The organism is Streptomyces olivochromogenes, assembly GCF_021538895.1.
Classification (GTDB): domain Bacteria; phylum Actinomycetota; class Actinomycetes; order Streptomycetales; family Streptomycetaceae; genus Streptomyces; species Streptomyces olivochromogenes_A.
Genome location: NZ_JADDRL010000005.1, coordinates 108,343 through 124,589, shown reverse-complemented (window position 1 = coordinate 124,589; position 16,247 = coordinate 108,343). Strand labels below are relative to the sequence as shown.

17 protein-coding genes are annotated in these 16,247 nt (G+C 71.8%); 10 read left to right on the top strand and 7 right to left on the bottom strand.

The features are described from left to right. Positions 1-2 precede the first annotated feature (2 nt). Together IPZ69_RS04160 and IPZ69_RS04155 are read left to right on the top strand one after the other, a co-directional pair. On the top strand, positions 3-1,307 hold the full coding sequence (locus IPZ69_RS04160; RefSeq protein WP_235452290.1) for a hemolysin family protein: 1,305 nt from the start codon (positions 3-5) through the stop codon (positions 1,305-1,307). Further along, positions 1,304-1,663, top strand: coding sequence for an MmcQ/YjbR family DNA-binding protein (locus IPZ69_RS04155; protein WP_235452289.1), 360 nt, complete (start codon positions 1,304-1,306; stop codon positions 1,661-1,663). The genes IPZ69_RS04160 and IPZ69_RS04155 overlap by 4 nt, the downstream gene beginning before the upstream one ends. Here the strand turns inward: IPZ69_RS04155 and IPZ69_RS04150 are convergent. Further along, on the bottom strand, positions 1,625-3,079 hold the full coding sequence (locus IPZ69_RS04150) for an MFS transporter (protein WP_235452287.1): 1,455 nt from the start codon (positions 3,077-3,079) through the stop codon (positions 1,625-1,627). The two genes, IPZ69_RS04155 and IPZ69_RS04150, sit on opposite strands and share 39 nt — an antisense overlap. A gap of 159 nt (positions 3,080-3,238) precedes the next feature. On the opposite strand from IPZ69_RS04150, the gene IPZ69_RS04145 reads away from it, so the two are divergent. The 5 genes from IPZ69_RS04145 to IPZ69_RS04125 all read left to right on the top strand — a co-directional run bounded on the left by IPZ69_RS04145 (position 3,239) and on the right by IPZ69_RS04125 (position 7,720). Next, complete coding sequence (locus IPZ69_RS04145) at positions 3,239-4,060, top strand: helix-turn-helix transcriptional regulator (protein ID WP_235452330.1); 822 nt, start codon at positions 3,239-3,241, stop codon at positions 4,058-4,060. 28 nt (positions 4,061-4,088) lie between these two features. Further along, complete coding sequence (locus IPZ69_RS04140) at positions 4,089-4,442, top strand: cytidine deaminase (protein ID WP_235452285.1); 354 nt, start codon at positions 4,089-4,091, stop codon at positions 4,440-4,442. Between the two features lie 207 nt (positions 4,443-4,649). Next, a complete protein-coding gene (locus IPZ69_RS04135; RefSeq protein WP_235452283.1) occupies positions 4,650-5,126 on the top strand; it encodes a hypothetical protein in 477 nt (158 codons plus the stop codon). A 143-nt stretch (positions 5,127-5,269) separates the two neighbouring features. Continuing rightward, positions 5,270-6,598 carry a beta-xylosidase gene (locus tag IPZ69_RS04130; protein ID WP_235452282.1) on the top strand — a complete coding sequence of 443 codons (1,329 nt, stop codon included), beginning with the start codon at positions 5,270-5,272 and terminating at the stop codon, positions 6,596-6,598. A gap of 93 nt (positions 6,599-6,691) precedes the next feature. Next, complete coding sequence (locus tag IPZ69_RS04125; RefSeq protein ID WP_235452280.1) at positions 6,692-7,720, top strand: WxL protein peptidoglycan domain-containing protein; 1,029 nt, start codon at positions 6,692-6,694, stop codon at positions 7,718-7,720. Here IPZ69_RS04125 and IPZ69_RS04120 read toward each other — a convergent pair. Both IPZ69_RS04120 and IPZ69_RS04115 read right to left on the bottom strand, forming a co-directional pair. Next, positions 7,614-7,952: a P-II family nitrogen regulator gene (locus IPZ69_RS04120; RefSeq protein WP_235452279.1), complete on the bottom strand. Its 339-nt coding sequence runs from the start codon at positions 7,950-7,952 to the stop codon at positions 7,614-7,616. The two genes, IPZ69_RS04125 and IPZ69_RS04120, sit on opposite strands and share 107 nt — an antisense overlap. Beyond that, positions 7,949-9,259, bottom strand: coding sequence for an ammonium transporter (locus tag IPZ69_RS04115; RefSeq protein ID WP_308407423.1), 1,311 nt, complete (start codon positions 9,257-9,259; stop codon positions 7,949-7,951). The genes IPZ69_RS04120 and IPZ69_RS04115 overlap by 4 nt, the downstream gene beginning before the upstream one ends. 142 nt (positions 9,260-9,401) lie before the next feature. On the opposite strand from IPZ69_RS04115, the gene era reads away from it, so the two are divergent. From era to IPZ69_RS04100, 3 genes are read left to right on the top strand one after another with little or no spacing between them, the layout of a single operon-like run. Further along, positions 9,402-10,364 carry a GTPase Era gene (gene era / locus IPZ69_RS04110; RefSeq protein ID WP_235452277.1) on the top strand — a complete coding sequence of 321 codons (963 nt, stop codon included), beginning with the start codon at positions 9,402-9,404 and terminating at the stop codon, positions 10,362-10,364. Positions 10,365-10,399: 35 nt separating this feature from the next. Further along, the gene (locus IPZ69_RS04105; protein WP_235452275.1) at positions 10,400-11,494 is read left to right on the top strand and encodes a DUF6183 family protein; all 1,095 of its coding nucleotides are present in this window, start codon (positions 10,400-10,402) and stop codon (positions 11,492-11,494) included. Between the two features lie 55 nt (positions 11,495-11,549). After that, the gene (locus tag IPZ69_RS04100) at positions 11,550-12,005 is read left to right on the top strand and encodes a hypothetical protein (protein WP_235452274.1); all 456 of its coding nucleotides are present in this window, start codon (positions 11,550-11,552) and stop codon (positions 12,003-12,005) included. Positions 12,006-12,012: 7 nt separating this feature from the next. Here the strand turns inward: IPZ69_RS04100 and IPZ69_RS04095 are convergent, their stop codons facing one another. The 4 genes from IPZ69_RS04095 to IPZ69_RS04080 all read right to left on the bottom strand — a co-directional run bounded on the left by IPZ69_RS04095 (position 12,013) and on the right by IPZ69_RS04080 (position 16,016). Then, complete coding sequence (locus IPZ69_RS04095) at positions 12,013-13,266, bottom strand: MFS transporter (RefSeq protein WP_235452273.1); 1,254 nt, start codon at positions 13,264-13,266, stop codon at positions 12,013-12,015. Next, positions 13,263-14,579, bottom strand: a complete 1,317-nt coding sequence (locus tag IPZ69_RS04090; RefSeq protein WP_235452271.1) for a GH1 family beta-glucosidase — start codon at positions 14,577-14,579, stop codon at positions 13,263-13,265. The genes IPZ69_RS04095 and IPZ69_RS04090 overlap by 4 nt, the downstream gene beginning before the upstream one ends. 78 nt (positions 14,580-14,657) lie before the next feature. Continuing rightward, on the bottom strand, positions 14,658-14,924 hold the full coding sequence (locus tag IPZ69_RS04085) for a protealysin inhibitor emfourin (RefSeq protein ID WP_235452269.1): 267 nt from the start codon (positions 14,922-14,924) through the stop codon (positions 14,658-14,660). A gap of 21 nt (positions 14,925-14,945) precedes the next feature. Beyond that, positions 14,946-16,016 (bottom strand): M4 family metallopeptidase, encoded by a 1,071-nt coding sequence (locus IPZ69_RS04080; RefSeq protein WP_235452267.1) that lies wholly within the window; start codon positions 16,014-16,016, stop codon positions 14,946-14,948. Between the last annotated feature and the right edge of the window lie 231 nt (positions 16,017-16,247).

Genomic DNA, 16,247 nt, shown 5'->3' with positions numbered 1-16,247 from the left:
GTATGAGTCCGCAGATCGTCCTCGGCGCGATCGCGCTGGTCGTCGTCGCCTGGCTGGCCGCCTGCGCGGAGGCCGGCATCGCGCGCGTCTCCAGCTTCCGCGCCGAGGAGGCGGTGAAGTCCGGGCGGCGCGGCAGCGCCCGGCTCGCCCAGGTCGCCGGCGACCCGACCCGCTATCTCAACGTGGCGCTGCTGGTCCGCGTCACCTGCGAGATGGCGGCCGCGGCGCTGGTGACCTACGCCTGCCTCCAGGAGATCGCCGTGACCTGGCAGGCCCTGCTCGCCGCGATCGGCGTCATGGTCCTCGTGTCGTACGTCGCCGTCGGCGTCTCCCCGCGCACCATCGGCCGCCAGCACCCGCTGAACACGGCGACGGCCGCCGCCTACGTGCTGCTGCCGCTGGCCCGGATCATGGGCCCGATCCCGTCGCTGCTGATCCTCATCGGCAACGCGCTCACCCCGGGCAAGGGCTTCCGCCGCGGCCCCTTCGCCTCCGAGGCGGAGCTGCGCGCACTGGTCGACCTGGCCGAGAAGGAGTCGCTGATCGAGGACGAGGAGCGCCGCATGGTGCACTCGGTCTTCGAGCTCGGCGACACCCTGGTGCGTGAGGTCATGGTCCCGCGCACCGACCTGGTCGTCATCGAGCGGTACAAGACCATCCGCCAGGCCCTCACCCTCGCCCTGCGCTCCGGCTTCTCGCGCATCCCGGTCACCGGCGAGAGCGAGGACGACATCGTCGGGATCGTGTATCTGAAGGACCTGGTCCGCAAGACCCACATCAGCCGCGACGCCGAGAACGACCTGGTGTCCACGGCCATGCGGCCCGCCTTCTTCGTGCCCGACACCAAGAACGCCGGCGATCTGCTGCGCGAGATGCAGAAGGAACGCAACCACGTCGCCGTCGTGATCGACGAGTACGGCGGCACCGCCGGCATCGTCACCATCGAGGACATCCTGGAAGAGATCGTCGGCGAGATCACCGACGAGTACGACCGCGAACTCCCGCCCGTCGAGGAGCTCGGCGACGACTGCTACCGGGTCACCGCCCGCCTCGACATCACCGACCTCGGCGAGCTGTACGGCCTGGAGGAGTACGACGACGAGGACGTGGAGACCGTCGGCGGACTGCTCGCCAAGGCACTGGGCCGCGTGCCCATCGCCGGCGCCTCCGCCGAGGTCGAGCTGCCCGACGGTCGCAGGCTGCGGCTGACGGCGGAGGCCGCCGCCGGCCGCCGGAACAAGATCGTGACCGTGCTGGTGGAGCCGGTGGGCCCGGTGGAGTCCGCCGAGGAGGCGGATCCGCGGTGACCCCGGAGCAACTGCGTTCCTGCTGCCTGTCCTTCAACGCGGTGGTGGAGGACTTCCCGTTCCGCCCCGAGACGTCCGTCTTCAAGGTGCTGGGCAAGCTCTTCGCCCTGACCACCCTGGACGCCCGCCCGCTGACGGTGAACCTCAAGTGCGACCCGGAGGACGCGATCCGGCTGCGCACCGAGTACGAGGGTCTGATCGTCCCCGGCTACCACATGAACAAGCGGCACTGGAACACCGTCACGGTCGACGGCGAACTCCCGGACCGCCTGGTCCGGGAGCTCATCGAGGACTCGTACGACCTGGTCGTCGCCGGGCTACCGCGCGCCGACCGGCTCCGCCTCGACCGCCCCTGACCGGGAGCGCAGCCCGAGCCCGACGAACACCGCCGCGGCCAGCACGATCGCCGCGTCCAGGGCCAGCACGACGTGCACGCCGGACAGCAGGTCGCCGGAGGTGGTGGCGAGGACGCCGAGCAGCGGGATGCCGACCGTGATGCCGACCTGCTGCGTCGAGGTGACCAGACCGGTCGCCAGACCCTGCTCCTCGTCCGGGACGCCGGAGGTGACCGTCAGGCCGTACGAGATGATCGCGCCCAGGTGGCACATGCTGGCCAGCGAGACGGCGGCCGTGGCGAGCCACACCGACCAGGGGTGCGCGTTCAGGCCGAGCAGCGCGGCGACCAGGACGCCCTGACCGGCCAGCGAGCCGACCAGCGTGCGGCGGGCGCCGAAGCGGCCGATGACCTTGGGGGCCCAGAGGCCCGCGACCGCCGACAGCGCGCCCTGCACACCGAAGACCAGGCCCGTCCGGAAGGCCGACAGGCCGAGGGTCTCCTGGAGGTACAGGGTCAGGACGAAGACCACCGTCGACATCATCGAGAAGGTGACCAGACCGCCCAGGTTGCCCCAGGCCACCGTGCGGCGGCGCAGCATCGGGAGCGAGACCAGCGGGGACGGCGAGCGGGACTCGACGGCGACGAAGGCGGCGAGCAGCAGGACGCCCACGACCAGCGCGGCCGGCACGTCCGCGCGGCCGAAGCCCTGCTCGGCGGCGGTCGACAGGGCGTAGATCAGCGACAGCAGACCGCCGGTGACGGTGACCGCGCCGGGCACGTCCAGCCGCGGACGCTCCGGGGTGCGCGACTCGGGCAGCAGCCCCGGCGCCAGCGGGAGCACGACCAGCGCGCACACGGTCAGCAGCCCCATCGTGGAGCGCCAGCCCAGGTTGTCGGTGAGCAGACCGCCCGCGACCATGCCGACCGTGAAGCCCAGCGACAGCACCGTGCCCGAGACGCCCAGGGCGCGGTCACGGGCCGGTCCCTCCGGGAAGGTCGTGGTGAGCAGCGACATGCCCGTCGGCACGATCGCCGCCGCGCCCAGGCCCTGCAACGCCCGTCCGGCCAGGAAGGACGCCGGGTCCCAGGCGAACGTGGCGAGCAGCGAGGCCGCGCCGAACAGGGCCAGCCCGGACAGGAACAGCCGCCGGCGGCCGTACAGGTCGCCGACGCGGCCGAACAGGAGCAGGAAGCCGCCCGAGGGGAGCGCGAAGGAGGTGACCGCCCACTGGAGGGCGGACCGGCTCATGCCGAGGTCCGCGCCGAGGTCGGGCAGGGCCACGTTCAGGACGGAGAAGTCCAGGGCGACCATGAACTGGGCCGCGCACAGGACGAAGAGGACGAGCCGGTCGCGCGTCGACAGCCGGGGGGTGTCGAGCGGTTCGCGCAGGTCTCGATGGGGAGTTGTGGGTGAGGAGGTGGTGTCGATCGCCATGCCACGAGCTTGTGGCCGCCGGAACAATCGTGGGGAGTCGGAACTTATGGTGGTGGTGGCACCACCAGACAGTACGAGGGGGATCCGTACGTGCCCGAGGACGCGTTCAAGAGCGCCGCGCTGAAGAGTCATCGGCGGCGCGAGCTGCGGGAGTTCCTGATGAGCCGGCGGGCCCGGGTGAGCCCGGCCGAGGCGGGGCTGCCGGTCGGCGGCGTCCGGCGGCGCACGCCCGGACTGCGCCGCGAGGAGGTCGCCGTGCTCGCCGGGGTGGGCGCCTCCTGGTACCAGTGGCTGGAGCAGGGGCGGGACATCTCCGTCTCCCCGCAGGTCCTGGACGCCGTCGCGCGCGTGCTGCGGCTCAGCGACGCCGAGCGCCGGCACCTGTACGCGCTGGCCGGGCTGAACCCGCCGGCGCCCGAAGTCGCCGCGGAGAAGCGGGACATGTGCGACGGGCTGCGGCGGGTGATCGACACCTGGATGCCGTATCCGGCGCACATCATGGACCTGTACTACAACTGCGTGATGTACAACGACGCCGCGGCGATGGTGCTCGGCATGCGGCCCGACATCACGCAGAACTGCCTGGTCGACTTCTTCACCGACCCGTTGTACCGGTCCCGCAGCAAGAGCTGGGAGGGCAACGCCCGGACGGTCGTGGCGCAGTTCCGGGCGGCCTGTGCCGCGCGCCCCGACGACGAGGGGTTCCAGGCGGTGCTCGCCGAAGTGCGGGACGCCAGCGAGGAGTTCGGCGCGCTGTGGGAGCAGCGGGACATCGAGGACGCGGGCCAGATCCGCAAGGAGCTCGACCATCCCGTGGTCGGGCTGCTGGTCGTCGAGTCGACGCTGATGAAGGTGCCGGCCCGGCCCGACCTGGCGATCGTGCTGCACACCCCGCTGGACGAGGCGAACACCGCCGCGAAGCTGGAGTGGCTGGCCTCTCCGGAGGGCAGGCGCGGGGCGTTGTACCCCGTGGCGGGGTGAGCGGCGCCCGCCTTCGTATGCTCGCCTCATGACCGACAGCAACGCGCTTGACCCCGAGGACCGCAAGATCGTCACCCTGGCCCGTTCGGCCCGGGCCCGCAACGCCGTGCCCGAGGGCGCGGCCGTACGGGACGAGACCGGCCGGACGTATGTCGCTGGGACCGTCGCCCTCGACTCCCTGAAGCTCTCCGCCCTGCAGACGGCGGTGGCGATGGCGGTGGCGTCCGGGGCGAAGTCGCTGGAGGCGGCGGCCCTCGTCACGGAAGCGGAGGCCGCTTCCGCGACGGACCTGGCCGCCGTCCGGGACCTCGGCGGTGCCGGGACGCCGGTGCTGGTGGCGGGGCCGGACGGCACGGTGAGGACCACGGTCCAGGCCGGCTGACTCCCGTACCGGAGCGGGCCGTCCGACGCCGGACCGGAGTAGTCCGGAATTCATCCTTGCCGTCGCTTGCCTCTCGCGCATCAATGGGAGCGTAAGTTCCGACGGACCGTCAGGTCCGAGCCTCTCAGTGTGCCCGCACCCACCTGAGACAGGCGTCCCGTCCATCCCCACATGGCATTCCCGCACGGGAAGGGAGCCGGATTCCCCATGAGAGGCAAGCGCTTAGGAACCGGTGCGGCAGTGACGGTCGGGGCCCTCGCGGTCACCGGCCTCGCGTTCGCACCCACCGCGGTCGCCGTCACCCCCCAGTCGGCGACCATCACCGCGGACTGCGGTGTCTTCGGCGGCGGTGCGGCCACGCTCACCGCCACCCAGAGCGGCACCTCGGCCACCATCACCCTCACGTCCAGCGCGGTCACCGCACCGCTCGCCGTGTCGGCCGACTCGATCACGTCCAAGCTCACCCTGGTGAAGGCGAGCGGCGGCACCACCGTCTTCAGCGGGAAGAAGAACCCGGCCATGGCGGCCGGGAGCCCCGTCAGCGTCGGCCCGCTCAGCGGCACCGTGGCCTCCGGTGACAGCCTGGAGGCGCACGGCGGTTCGCTGCAGATGACCGTCTTCGGCATCACGATCACCTGCACGGCCACGGCGAACCAGTCGCCGGGTCCGTTCGTCTTCGACTGAGCGATCCGTTCCGGATGCCGCAGAAACTGATGAACCGTCAGCTTTCTGCGGCATCTCCATTGACTTCTCACGGGACCTGCACATCAATGGCCCCCTGTCGGCGCAGCCGAGCCGCTGCGCCCACATCCCTCAGGAGGGGGCCCATGGGTGAGACACCCCGAAGAGACCGTCGGTGGCGCTGGGCAGCACTGCTCGGCGCGACCGCGCTCGCGGTCACCGCGGGCGGCGCGTTGGCCTGCCCGGCCGGCGCCGCGGGCACGAACGTGGACTTCGGCACGCATTGCATTCCGCCGGCCGTCGCGGGCATTCCGCCGATCGACGGCACCACCACCGCGAGCGTCTCGGTGGACAACACCAGCCCCAAGGTCGGCGACACCGTCACCGTGACCTACACGGTGGTCACGCCCGCCGCCAGCAACCCCACCGACATCGCCCTGCCGGCCGACATCATGACCCCGACCGGCAAGGTCACCCTCGGCGGGGCGCAGACCGGTTCCGTCACGGTCGCCGGTCCGAAGAAGAACACCCCGGTGCCGGGCAAGGGCACCTTCCCGTCCTTCTCCATGACCGGGACGTTCACCGTCACCACGCCCGGCGCGATCACCCTCTCGCCCGGCGACTACAACATCCACACCAGCTACATCCTGGAGCTGGACACCCCCTGCACGGTCATCACACCGCCCGCCCCGGTGTCGGAGACCGTCACGGCGACCTCCGGCACGCCCACCAACACCCGGGCCATCTCGCTGAGTTCGGCCTCCGGGAACCCCGGTGCCGGCGTCACCGTCAGCGGCAGCAACTTCACGCCGGGCGCCACGGTCACCCTGGCCGGCCGCTCCGGTGACACCCTGACGGCGGACAAGGCGACCGCGACCGCGAACGCCCAGGGCTCCTTCAGCGGCACGATCACCGTCAACGACAAGACGACGACCGGGATCGTGGCGTACGAGGGCGGCTCATGGAACCCGGACAAGGGGGCCGGCCCGGCCGCCTACGTCGTGAACGACACCACGCCCGTGCCCGACGGCAGTCAGAAGCTGACCACCACCGTCAAGGCGGGGACGCTGTCCATGTCCCAGGCCGGGGACGCCGTCGCGCTGTCGGCGGTCGACTTCGGCAAGGGCGGCGCCTCCACGGGCACCCTGAAGACGGTGACGGTCAAGGACTTCCGCGGCGGGCCCGCAGGCTGGTCCCTGACCGGCAAGGTCACCGACTTCACCGGCCCCGGCGCCAAGATCGACGCCGGCAAGCTGAGCTGGACCCCCGCCTGCGTCACCAAGGCGGGCAGCCCGAGCACCTGCAAGGCCGGTTCCGCGGGAGCGGTGGGCGGTTCGGGAGCGACCCTGGCGTCGACCCCCGACTCCACGCTCACCGGCGGTGAGTTCACCGTGGACGCCGGACTGTCGCTGGACGTACCGGCGTTCACGCCTCCGGGCTCGTACTCCGGCGTCCTCACCCTGACGCTCACCTGATCCACCCTCGCTCGGTGGCCGGGCGCCCGACCGCACCGGGGCCGCACCCGCCCGACCCGCCGTCCCGACTCCGCCCGTGGGGGGTCCGCACCCATGCGCAAGCCGTACGTCCTCCTCCTGTGCCTCGTCAGCCTGTTCCTCGGGGTCCTCGGCGTCACAGCCCTGCCCGCACGAGCCGCCGACAACGGCAGCTGGTCCGTCTACCCCGTCTCCTCCCAGGTCGCGGCCCGGCCCTACTTCTACCTCTCCGCCGACCCCGGGCAGACGATCACCGACAAGGTGGTCGTCGCCAACAAGACCGCGAAGCCGCTGTCCTTCCGCCTCTACGCGGCCGACGCCTACAACACCGCGCGCGACGGAGGCTTCGCCGTGCGGACGGTCAAGGAGCGGATGCGGGGCGTCGGGGCGTGGGCGAAGCCCGCGAAGTCCAAGGTCACCGTGCCGGGCCACAGGACGGTCACCGTGCCCTTCACCCTGCACGTCCCGCGGGGCGCCGAACCGGGCGACCATCCGGGTGCGATCGTGGCGCTCGACGAGCGGGTCGACCCCGGCACCGGTTCCCTCGCGCTCGGGGTGCGGCGGGCCGTCGGCGCCCGGCTCTACCTCCGGGTGAGCGGGCCCACGCTGCCCGCGATCTCCGTCGAGAACGTGCACCTCAGCCACCACCAGCCGCTCGTCCCCGGCCTCGGCGACAGCACGGCCACGATCTCCTACACGCTGCACAACACGGGCAACGTCACCCTCGACCCGAAGGTGGAGCTCCGCGCGCGGGGCCTGTTCGGCCGTACGCTCCTGGCCCGCGAGCTGACCCGGATCCCCTCCGAGCTGCTGCCCGGGCAGCGGGTACGGCTCACCGAGCCCTGGCGGGGCTCGCCCCAGTTCGACTGGGGGGACGTGACGCTGACCGCGCGCGCCACCGGGACCCACGAGTCGGCGAGCGCCTCGTTCTTCGCGCTGCCGTGGCTGGTGGTGGCGCTGGCCTTCGCCGCCGGGGTGGTGGGCGGGGCGCTCCTCGTCAGAGCGCGTCGGGGCCGCGCTCGCCCGTCCGTACCCGTACGACCGTCTCGACGGGCACGGCCCACACCTTCCCGTCCCCGATCTTCCCCGTCTGCGCGGCCTTGACGATCGCGTCGATGACGTCCTCCGCGGCGGCATCCTCGACGACGACCTCGATCCGGACCTTGGGCACCAGGTCGACCCGGTACTCCGCGCCCCGGTACACCTCGGTGTGGCCGCGCTGGCGCCCGTACCCGCTGGCCTCGGTGACGGTCAGGCCGTGCACGCCGAGCTCCTGGAGGGCTGTCTTGACCTCGTCGAGCCGGTACGGCTTGACGATCGCGGTGATGAGCTTCATGCCTGGGTGTCGACCTTCTGGGCGGTGGGGACGAGGGAGTGGGCGACCGGGGCGCCGTGGCCCAGGACCCCGTGATCGTAGGCCGTCTCCGCGTGCACCGTAAGGTCCAGTCCGGTGTGCTCCTGCTCCTCGCCGGCGCGCAGGCCGAGGGTCTTGTCGAGCAGCTTGCCGATGCCGTACGTGACACCGAAGGCGTACGTCGCCACGGCCACGATCGCGACCAGCTGCTTGCCGAGCTGGGTGACGCCACCGCCGTAGAGGAGGCCCTCCGCGCCGCCGGTCATCGCCTTCTCGGCGAACAGGCCGATCAGAAGGGTGCCGATGATGCCGCCGACCAGGTGAACGCCGACGACGTCCAGGGAGTCGTCGTAGTTCAGCCGGAACTTCCAGCTCACGGCGTACGAGCAGACGACGCCGGCGGCGAGGCCGACGACCAGGGCGCCGAGCAGGGAGACGGAGCCGCAGGAGGGCGTGATGGCCACCAGACCGGCCACCGCGCCGGAGGCCGCGCCCAGGGTGGTGGGGTGCCCGTCGCGCTTCTGCTCGACGAAGAGCCAGCCGAGCAGACCGGTGCAGCCGGCGGCGAGGGTGTTGAGGAACGCGGCGGCCGCGAGGCCATTGGCGCCGAGGGCCGAGCCGGCGTTGAATCCGAACCAGCCGAACCAGAGCAGGCCCGCGCCCAGCATCACCATCGGCAGGTTGTGCGGGCGCATGGCGTCCTTCTTGAACCCCAGCCGCGGCCCGATGACCAGGCACAACGCCAGTCCGGAGGCGCCGGAGGCGATCTCCACGGGCAGGCCGCCGGCGAAGTCCAGGGCGCCGAGCCGGTCGAGGATCCAGCCACCCGGGCCCCAGACCCAGTGGGCGACCGGAACGTATACCAGCAGGGCCCACACGGGTACGAACACCAGCCACGCCCCGAATTTCACCCGGTCCGCGACCGCGCCGCTGATCAGCGCGGCCGTGATGATCGCGAAGGTGAGCTGGAAGGTGGCGAAGAGGAGGGTGGGGACGGTGCCCTGGACGCTGTCCGGGCCGAGGCCGCTCATCCCGGCGTGGTCGAGTCCGCCGATCAGGCCCGCCGCGCTGTCGCCCCCGAAGGCGAGGGAGTAGCCCACCGCCAGCCAGACCACCGTGACCAGGGCGATCGACACGAAGCTCATCATCAGCATGTTCAGGACGCTCTTCGTGCGGACCATGCCGCCGTAGAACAGGGCCAGGCCCGGGGTCATCAGCAGGACGAGGGCGGTGGCGGCGAGCATCCAGGCGGTGTCGCCAGTGTCTGCGTGAGCTGCGGCGAAGGTCACGGGCGTCTCCAACGGTGTGGGGGCTCGTCAGAGATTCCTGGGCGCGCGTTTCCGGTCGCGTACAGGTGTGTTTCCGTGACGTTTCGTTGCGTGCGGGTTACCGGAACCTCACGGTGCGGCGGGGCTTCGTGGATCAGGGAGAATGGGCGCCATGAGCGTTCGTACCCAGTCATCCGAGCAGTCGGCCGAGGCCGTCCACCGCGCCGGCTTCGCCTGCTTCGTGGGCCGTCCCAACGCGGGCAAGTCCACCCTCACGAACGCACTGGTCGGGCAGAAGGTGGCGATCACCGCGAACCAGCCGCAGACGACGCGGCACACGGTGCGCGGCATCGTGCACCGGCCCGACGCCCAGCTGATCCTGGTGGACACCCCCGGTCTGCACAAGCCGCGCACCCTGCTCGGCGAGCGCCTCAACGACGTGGTCCGCACCACGTGGGCCGAGGTCGACGTGATCGGCTTCTGCCTCCCGGCGAACGAGAAGATCGGCCCCGGTGACCGCTTCATCGCCAAGGAGCTGGCCGGGATCCGGAAGACCCCGAAGATCGCCATCGTCACCAAGACCGACCTGGTGGACTCCAAGGCCCTCGCCGAGCAGCTGATCGCGATCGACCAGCTCGGCAAGGAGCTCGGCTTCGAGTGGGCGGAGATCGTGCCGGTGTCCGCGGTCGGCGACAAGCAGGTGGGCCTGCTGGCCGACCTGCTCGTCCCGCTGCTGCCGGAGGGCCCGGCGCTCTACCCCGAGGGCGACCTCACGGACGAGCCCGAGCAGGTCATGATCGCGGAACTGATCCGCGAGGCGGCGCTGGAGGGCGTCCGCGACGAACTCCCGCACTCCATCGCGGTGGTCGTCGAGGAGATGCTCCCCCGCGAGGACCGCCCCGCCGACAAGCCCCTCCTCGACATCCACGCCAACCTCTACATCGAGCGCCCCAGCCAGAAGGGCATCATCATCGGCCCCAAGGGCAAGCGCCTGAAGGAGGTCGGCATCAAGTCCCGCAAGCACATCGAGGCCCTCCTCGGCACGCCCGTCTTCCTGGACCTCCACGTGAAGGTCGCCAAGGACTGGCAGCGGGACCCGAAGCAACTGCGGCGGCTCGGGTTCTAGTCCGGCCGCTCTGGGAACGGCCGGAGCCGGAGCTGGTGCGGCTGGCCGAGCACCGCCCCTCCGAGTTGTACGAAGCGGCGGAGCGGCTGTGCCGCGGGACGGCCGGTGCCGCGCTCCGGGGCGCCTGGGTGGTGCGCGCCGTCGGGCGGATCGCCGAGGTGCTCGCCGCGACGCGGTCGCGGGAGTGCGCCCGGTTCGCCGCGGACATCGTGGGCCGGTTGCTGCCCCTCACGGGCGAGCGGGACGGGGCGAGCGTCCGCCTGCTGCGCGCGGTGGCCGAGAAGCTGGCCACGTCGCAGCAACCGCGGGATCTGGAGCCCCTGTTCGGTGTGCTGCCCGACGGTCCGGTCGACCCGGAGGTCGAGGTACGGGCCTGTCTGCTCGGTGAGTTGTCGCTGCTGGGCGCGGGGCGTGTCCGGCCCGCGCCGGACGCGTACGCGGAGCGGCTGCGGGAGCTGGGACACCCGTTGGCCCGGCTGCCCAGGACCAGGTTGGACATCGAGCACCGGTTCGGCGTCCGCGTTCGCGGGCTGGGGCCGGTCAGGACGTCGGCCCAGCTCCGCACGCGCTTCCCGGAGGTGCCGTCCTCGGCGTCCGGCGCGGCGGCCGGGCGGACAGCGGCTCAGGCACCCGACGACGACCGTGCCCGGGCCGCCGCGCGACCCTTCACCGCCGGTGGCTGGTCCCGGACCCCCGAGGCACGCTTCTTCCTCCTGCCGCACCCGCTCGACCCGGACGACTTCGGCTTCTCCTTCCTCCGGGAACTGCCCCTGGCCAGTCTGGCGGACGAGGGCACGCGCACCGGGAGGTCCGTGGCCTGCCGGACGACCCCCGACGATGTACTGGGCGAGCTGTTCTCGGCCGCCCGGGGCGGCGGGGTGAACGGCGGCGCACAGGGCGGCGCCTACGCGCGGCTGTACGCGTGGGAGAGCCTCTACGCCCTGCTGGGGCTGCCCGCCGACGTTCCGTTCCTGGATGCCGTGCGGTACGGCATCGACCACCGGTGGCTGCGCTTCATGGCGTTCACGCCCTGGTTCCACCACGACACCGCCGACCTGGCCTTCGCGGTCCTCGACCCCTCCGGCACCAGGGTCGCGGTCCTGACGGCGACCGACACCGACGCGGCCTGAGACGACGTCAGGGGCCCGGCATCCGGCGCTCCGGGCCCGCCCCTAGGCTGGCCGCATGGGCCTCTTCGACAGACTGACCGGCACCAAGTACCCGCAAAGCGGGGTGCCTTCGCTGCCGTCCACGGAGCTCCGGGCCGCGCTGCTCGCGCTCAATGGCCCGGATGTGCCGTGGGTCGTGCGGCACGCCACCGCCAAGGAGGGCGGTGACCTGGTGGCGGAGTGGCGGGTGCCGGAACTGCGCCTGAGGCTCCGGACCCGGATGCTCCTCGTCCCGGCCGACCGCGAGGTGCGCACCCTCCAGGAGCAGTGGGAGGCGCGGTCGGGCGAGCGCAGCCATGGGCGCGGCCCGGCCACCACGGTCTCCCGCCAGTGGAGGTACGAGCGGGGTGAAGACGGCCGCCGGCACAAGGTCGAGACGTTTCGCTTCGACTCTCGGGAGATGCGGGATCCCCTGCGGGACACGGTCCTCGGAGCGGGGTGGACCTGGCGGGGAAGGCTGTTCCGGATGTGAGGGCCTCTCAGTCGACCCCCCGTATCCGGCTCACCAGCCCCGCCCCCACCAGCCCGATCACCGCCGCCACCAGATAGAGCACCCGGTATCCGCCGAGATACGTCACGATCGGCGCGGCGAGCGCGGGCGCCGCCACCTGCGGCAGGGCGTTGGCCACGTTGATGACGCCCAGGTCCTTGCCCCGGTCCGTCGCCTTGGGCAGCACGTCCGTCATCAACGCGAAGTCGACCGAGGTGAACACGCCGAAGCCGATCCCCAGCACCGCCGCCGCGACGATCGCCCCCGGCCAGGTCTGCCAGGCCGACAGGAGCGCCGTGGCGACCGCCATCAGCGCCCCGGACCAGAGCACGAACGGCTTGCGCCGCCCCGTACGGTCCGACCAGACCCCGCCCACCACGACCGTCCCCAGCAGGGTCAGACCGTTGACCGCCGTCAGGATCAGCACGCCCTCGTCGGGGTCGTGGTGGTGAAGCCGGTCCCGCAGGTAGTACAGGAGGTACAGCAGCACCAGGGAGTTGCTCAGGTTGATCAGGAACCGGGTCAGCCAGGCCCAGCCGAGGTCGGGGTACCGGCGCGGGCTCAGCCAGAAGCCCGCGAGGAAGGTACGCCAGGACCACGGCGGCCTCTCCCGCGGCGCGAGGCGCGGGTCCTCGTACCGCAGTACGTACGGCAGCACGCCCACCACCGTGAACACGGCGCACGCCGCATACCCGGCCGCGATGCCGCCCGCCGCCGTCGCCAGCCCGGTCCCGCCGACCACTCCGAGGATCTGGGCCGCGCCCAACCAGCCGCCCACCGCACCGCGTTGGAGCCGCGGCACCTGGTCGGGCACCGCCGCCGTCACCGCCGCGAAGGCCGCGTTGAGCGTCAGCTGGACCAGGCACCAGCCCAGCGTCATCGTGCCCATGCCGCCCGCGCCGGCGAGCAGCAGCAGCGACAGCGCGCCGCCCGCCGACCCGGCCACGATCCACGGCGTGCGGCGGCCCCACCAGGCCGTCGTCCGGTCGGACAGCGCGCCGAAGAGCGGGTTGGCGACCAGCGAGACGACCGCGCCGACGCCGGTCACCCACGCCAGCATCGTCTCCTTGGACATGCCGGAGCCGGGAGCGAAGTCCTTCGCCTGGGAGGCGAGCAGGATCTGCAGCGGGCCGAACCAGCCCACCCAGATCGCCCCGTTGGCGAGCGAGAGCGCCGCCGTCCAGCCCCGGCCGACCCGCTCGACCGGCTCGGCCAGCGCGCTCGACGGACCCACCGTCGTCATCTCTGGGCCCGCAGCAGCTCCTGGAACCAGCCGTACGACGCCTTCGGGGTCCGCTCCAGCGTCCCGTAGTCCACGTGCACGAGACCGAACCGGCGTGCGTACCCCTCCGCCCACTCGAAGTTGTCGAGCAGCGACCAGACGAAGTAGCCGCGGACGTCCACCCCGGACTCCAACGCCTCGTGCAGCGCCCGCACATGGCCGTCCAGGTAGGCGATCCGGTCCTGGTCGTCGATGCCCTCGTACGAGCAGCCGTTCTCGGTGATGACGACCGGCGGCAGCCGTTCGCCGTAGCGGTCCTTGAAGCCGGTCAGCAGCTCCGTGAGTCCCTCGGGGACGACCGGCCAGCCGAAGTCGGTGACGGGGCGGCCCTCGATCTCCTGGACGGAGAAGGGGAGTTCGGCCGGGATGGTCAGTCCGCCGAACTCGCTGTCCGCGCCCTGCGGCGCGCCGACCCTGGTCGGGGCGTAGTAGTTGATGCCGTACCAGTCGACGGGCTCGGCGATGACCTTCAGGTCGGACTCGACGTCGCCGGGCATCAACTCGCCCAGCCCGTCCGGATATTCACCCAGGATGACCGGCTCGGCGAACAGGCGGTTCAGCAGCAGGTCGTAGAAGCCGGCCGCCTCCAGGTCGGCCTGCTCCCGCGAGGCGGGCCAGGTCGGGCCGTGGGAGTTGGCGATGCCGATGTCCCTCGCCCCGGCCGCGCGCAGGGCGCGGACCGCCAGACCGTGGGCCAGCAGCTGGTGGTGGGCCACCGGCAGGGCGTCGAAGAGGAGCCGCTTGCCCGGGGCGTGCGCGCCGAGGGCATGGCCCAGCAGGGTGTGCTCGGCGGGCTCGTTGAGGGTGATCCACTTGGTGACGCGGTCGCCGAGGCGCTCCGCGACCAGCGACACGTAGTCGGCGAACCGTGCCGCCGTGTCCCGCTCCAGCCAGTCCAGCTCCACCGGCAGGTCCCAGTGGAAGAGGGTCGGGACGGGGCGGACGCCGGCCGCGCACAGCTCGTCCACCAGCCGGTCGTAGAAGTCGAGGCCGCCGGGGGAGTTCACGCGCGGCCAGGAGACGGAGAAGCGGTACGCGTCCACGCCCAGGCCGGCCAGGAGCGCCACGTCCTCGCGGTAGCGGTGGTAGTGGTCGCAGGCCACCGCCGCCGTCGAGCCGTCCTTCACTCGCCCCGGCTCGGCCGTGAACGCGTCCCACACGGACGGCTCGCGCTCGTCCACCGCCCCCTCGATCTGATGGGCCGAGGTCGAGACGCCCCACAGGAAGCCGGCCGGGAACTGAGGTATCGGGTTCGTCGCCATGGCCCGGATCATCCGTACCGGCGGTAACAGAAGTCAACGCCCCGGCGCGAACTGCTGGTTGCTTGCCCCTTGCCCCTTGCCCCGCTGCGGCTAGGCCCCCTCCTTCAGGACCCGCGAGATCAGCTGCCGCTGCTCCTCGGTCAGCCGGGGGTCCGCCGCGTACACGGTCTTCCCGTCCACCGTGATCTCGTAGCCGAAGCCGTCCGGCACTCCGACGGGCCGTGTGCTGCGGCCGGCGGCGACCGCCTTCTCGGCCAGGGCCTGCCACTCGTGGGCATCGGGCCGCCCCGAGGTGTCCACCTCGGCGTACCGCTCGATGCCCGCGAATCCACCCGTGCGCCTCACCTGAATACGCATGGGTCCCTGTCTAGTACGGAACTAGAGCGTGCGCACCCCGACCTGCTCCCATGCCTTGAGGACGGCCTGGAGCTCCTCGCCCTCGCCGTAGCGGGCCCGCGCCGCCGTGACGGTCAGCGTGGCGAAGTCCGCGAAGACGGCCCGCTGCTGCAGCTCGCCGCCGGTCAGCACGTCGTACCAGACCTGCCCGGCCCGCTCCCAGGCGTTGCCGCCGAGGGCGGTGGCGGCCAGGTAGAAGGCGTGGTTGGGGATGCCGGAGTTGATGTGCACGCCGCCGTTGTCCCGGCCGGTGTGGACGAAGTCGTCCATCGTCGCGGGCTGCGGGTCCTTGCCGAGGACGTCGTCGTCGTACGCCGTGCCCGGGGCCTTCATGGAGCGCAGCGCGGTGCCGGTGACGCGCGGGGCGAGCAGGCCCGCGCCGATCAGCCAGTCGGCCTCGGCGGCGGTCTGGCCCAGCGAGTACTGCTTGATCAGCGAGCCGAAGACGTCGGAGAGCGACTCGTTGAGCGCGCCCGACTGCCCGAAGTAGGTGAGGTTCGCCGTGTACTGGGTGACGCCGTGGGTCAGCTCGTGGCCGATGACGTCGATCGGGATGGTGAAGTCGAGGAAGATCTCGTTGTCCCCGTCGCCGAACACCATCTGCTCGCCGTTCCAGAAGGCGTTGTTGTACTCCTTGTCGTAGTGGACGCTGGCGTCCAGGGGCAGGCCGCTGCCGTCGATCGAGTCCCGCTGGTAGGCGTTCAGATAGAGCTCGAAGGTGGCGCCGAGACCGTCGTGGGCGCGGTTGACGGTGACGTCCTTGACCGGGTCCTCGCCCTCGGCGCGGACCTTCTTGCCGGGCAGCTCCGTGTGGTGCCGGCAGTCGTAGATGGTGCGGTGCGGCTGGTTGGGCGCCGCGGCGGCGGGCGGGGCGACGCTGGGCGCGCCGATGACGGTGGTCAGCCGGCGGTGGGTGCGCTCGTAGGCGTCGCGCTCCAGGGTGCGGCGGGCGGGTCCGGCGAGCGCGGGGTCCTCGTGCTGGGCCAGCTTGTCGAGGACGTGCGGCGGAACGATGGTGCAGAAGACGGGCTCAAAGCCCCCGTTGGTCGTCATGCCCGGCACCCTTGCACTGCGTTACGTCGCTGTCACTACTCGCAACCATGATTGGTGAAATACGCGGACATGTGGCCCCTGACTTCACTCCCGAGTGGTATAGCGCACCTTTTGTCCTATTTGCCCGCCGGGTCCCGCATACTGATACGGACCCGCGTATCCGGCGCGGCTCGGCTAGGCTGCGGAGCATCATGCGTTTCGGGCTGCTTCTCCTTAGCTGCCGCGGCGAGG

Bases quoted from the DNA above. Each gene is read 5' to 3' on its own strand.
- IPZ69_RS04160 (WP_235452290.1), top strand. From the start codon at position 3: ATGAGTCCGCAGATCGTCCTCGGCGCGATCGCGCTGGTCGTCGTCGCC.
- IPZ69_RS04150 (WP_235452287.1), bottom strand. From the start codon at position 3,079: ATGGCGATCGACACCACCTCCTCACCCACAACTCCCCATCGAGACCTG.
- IPZ69_RS04145 (WP_235452330.1), top strand. From the start codon at position 3,239: ATGAGCCGGCGGGCCCGGGTGAGCCCGGCCGAGGCGGGGCTGCCGGTC.
- IPZ69_RS04140 (WP_235452285.1), top strand. From the start codon at position 4,089: ATGACCGACAGCAACGCGCTTGACCCCGAGGACCGCAAGATCGTCACC.
- IPZ69_RS04135 (WP_235452283.1), top strand. From the start codon at position 4,650: ATGAGAGGCAAGCGCTTAGGAACCGGTGCGGCAGTGACGGTCGGGGCC.
- IPZ69_RS04130 (WP_235452282.1), top strand. From the start codon at position 5,270: ATGGGTGAGACACCCCGAAGAGACCGTCGGTGGCGCTGGGCAGCACTG.
- IPZ69_RS04125 (WP_235452280.1), top strand. From the start codon at position 6,692: ATGCGCAAGCCGTACGTCCTCCTCCTGTGCCTCGTCAGCCTGTTCCTC.
- IPZ69_RS04120 (WP_235452279.1), bottom strand. From the start codon at position 7,952: ATGAAGCTCATCACCGCGATCGTCAAGCCGTACCGGCTCGACGAGGTC.
- era (WP_235452277.1), top strand. From the start codon at position 9,402: ATGGGCGCCATGAGCGTTCGTACCCAGTCATCCGAGCAGTCGGCCGAG.
- IPZ69_RS04100 (WP_235452274.1), top strand. From the start codon at position 11,550: ATGGGCCTCTTCGACAGACTGACCGGCACCAAGTACCCGCAAAGCGGG.
- IPZ69_RS04095 (WP_235452273.1), bottom strand. From the start codon at position 13,266: ATGACGACGGTGGGTCCGTCGAGCGCGCTGGCCGAGCCGGTCGAGCGG.
- IPZ69_RS04090 (WP_235452271.1), bottom strand. From the start codon at position 14,579: ATGATCCGGGCCATGGCGACGAACCCGATACCTCAGTTCCCGGCCGGC.
- IPZ69_RS04085 (WP_235452269.1), bottom strand. From the start codon at position 14,924: ATGCGTATTCAGGTGAGGCGCACGGGTGGATTCGCGGGCATCGAGCGG.
- IPZ69_RS04080 (WP_235452267.1), bottom strand. From the start codon at position 16,016: ATGACGACCAACGGGGGCTTTGAGCCCGTCTTCTGCACCATCGTTCCG.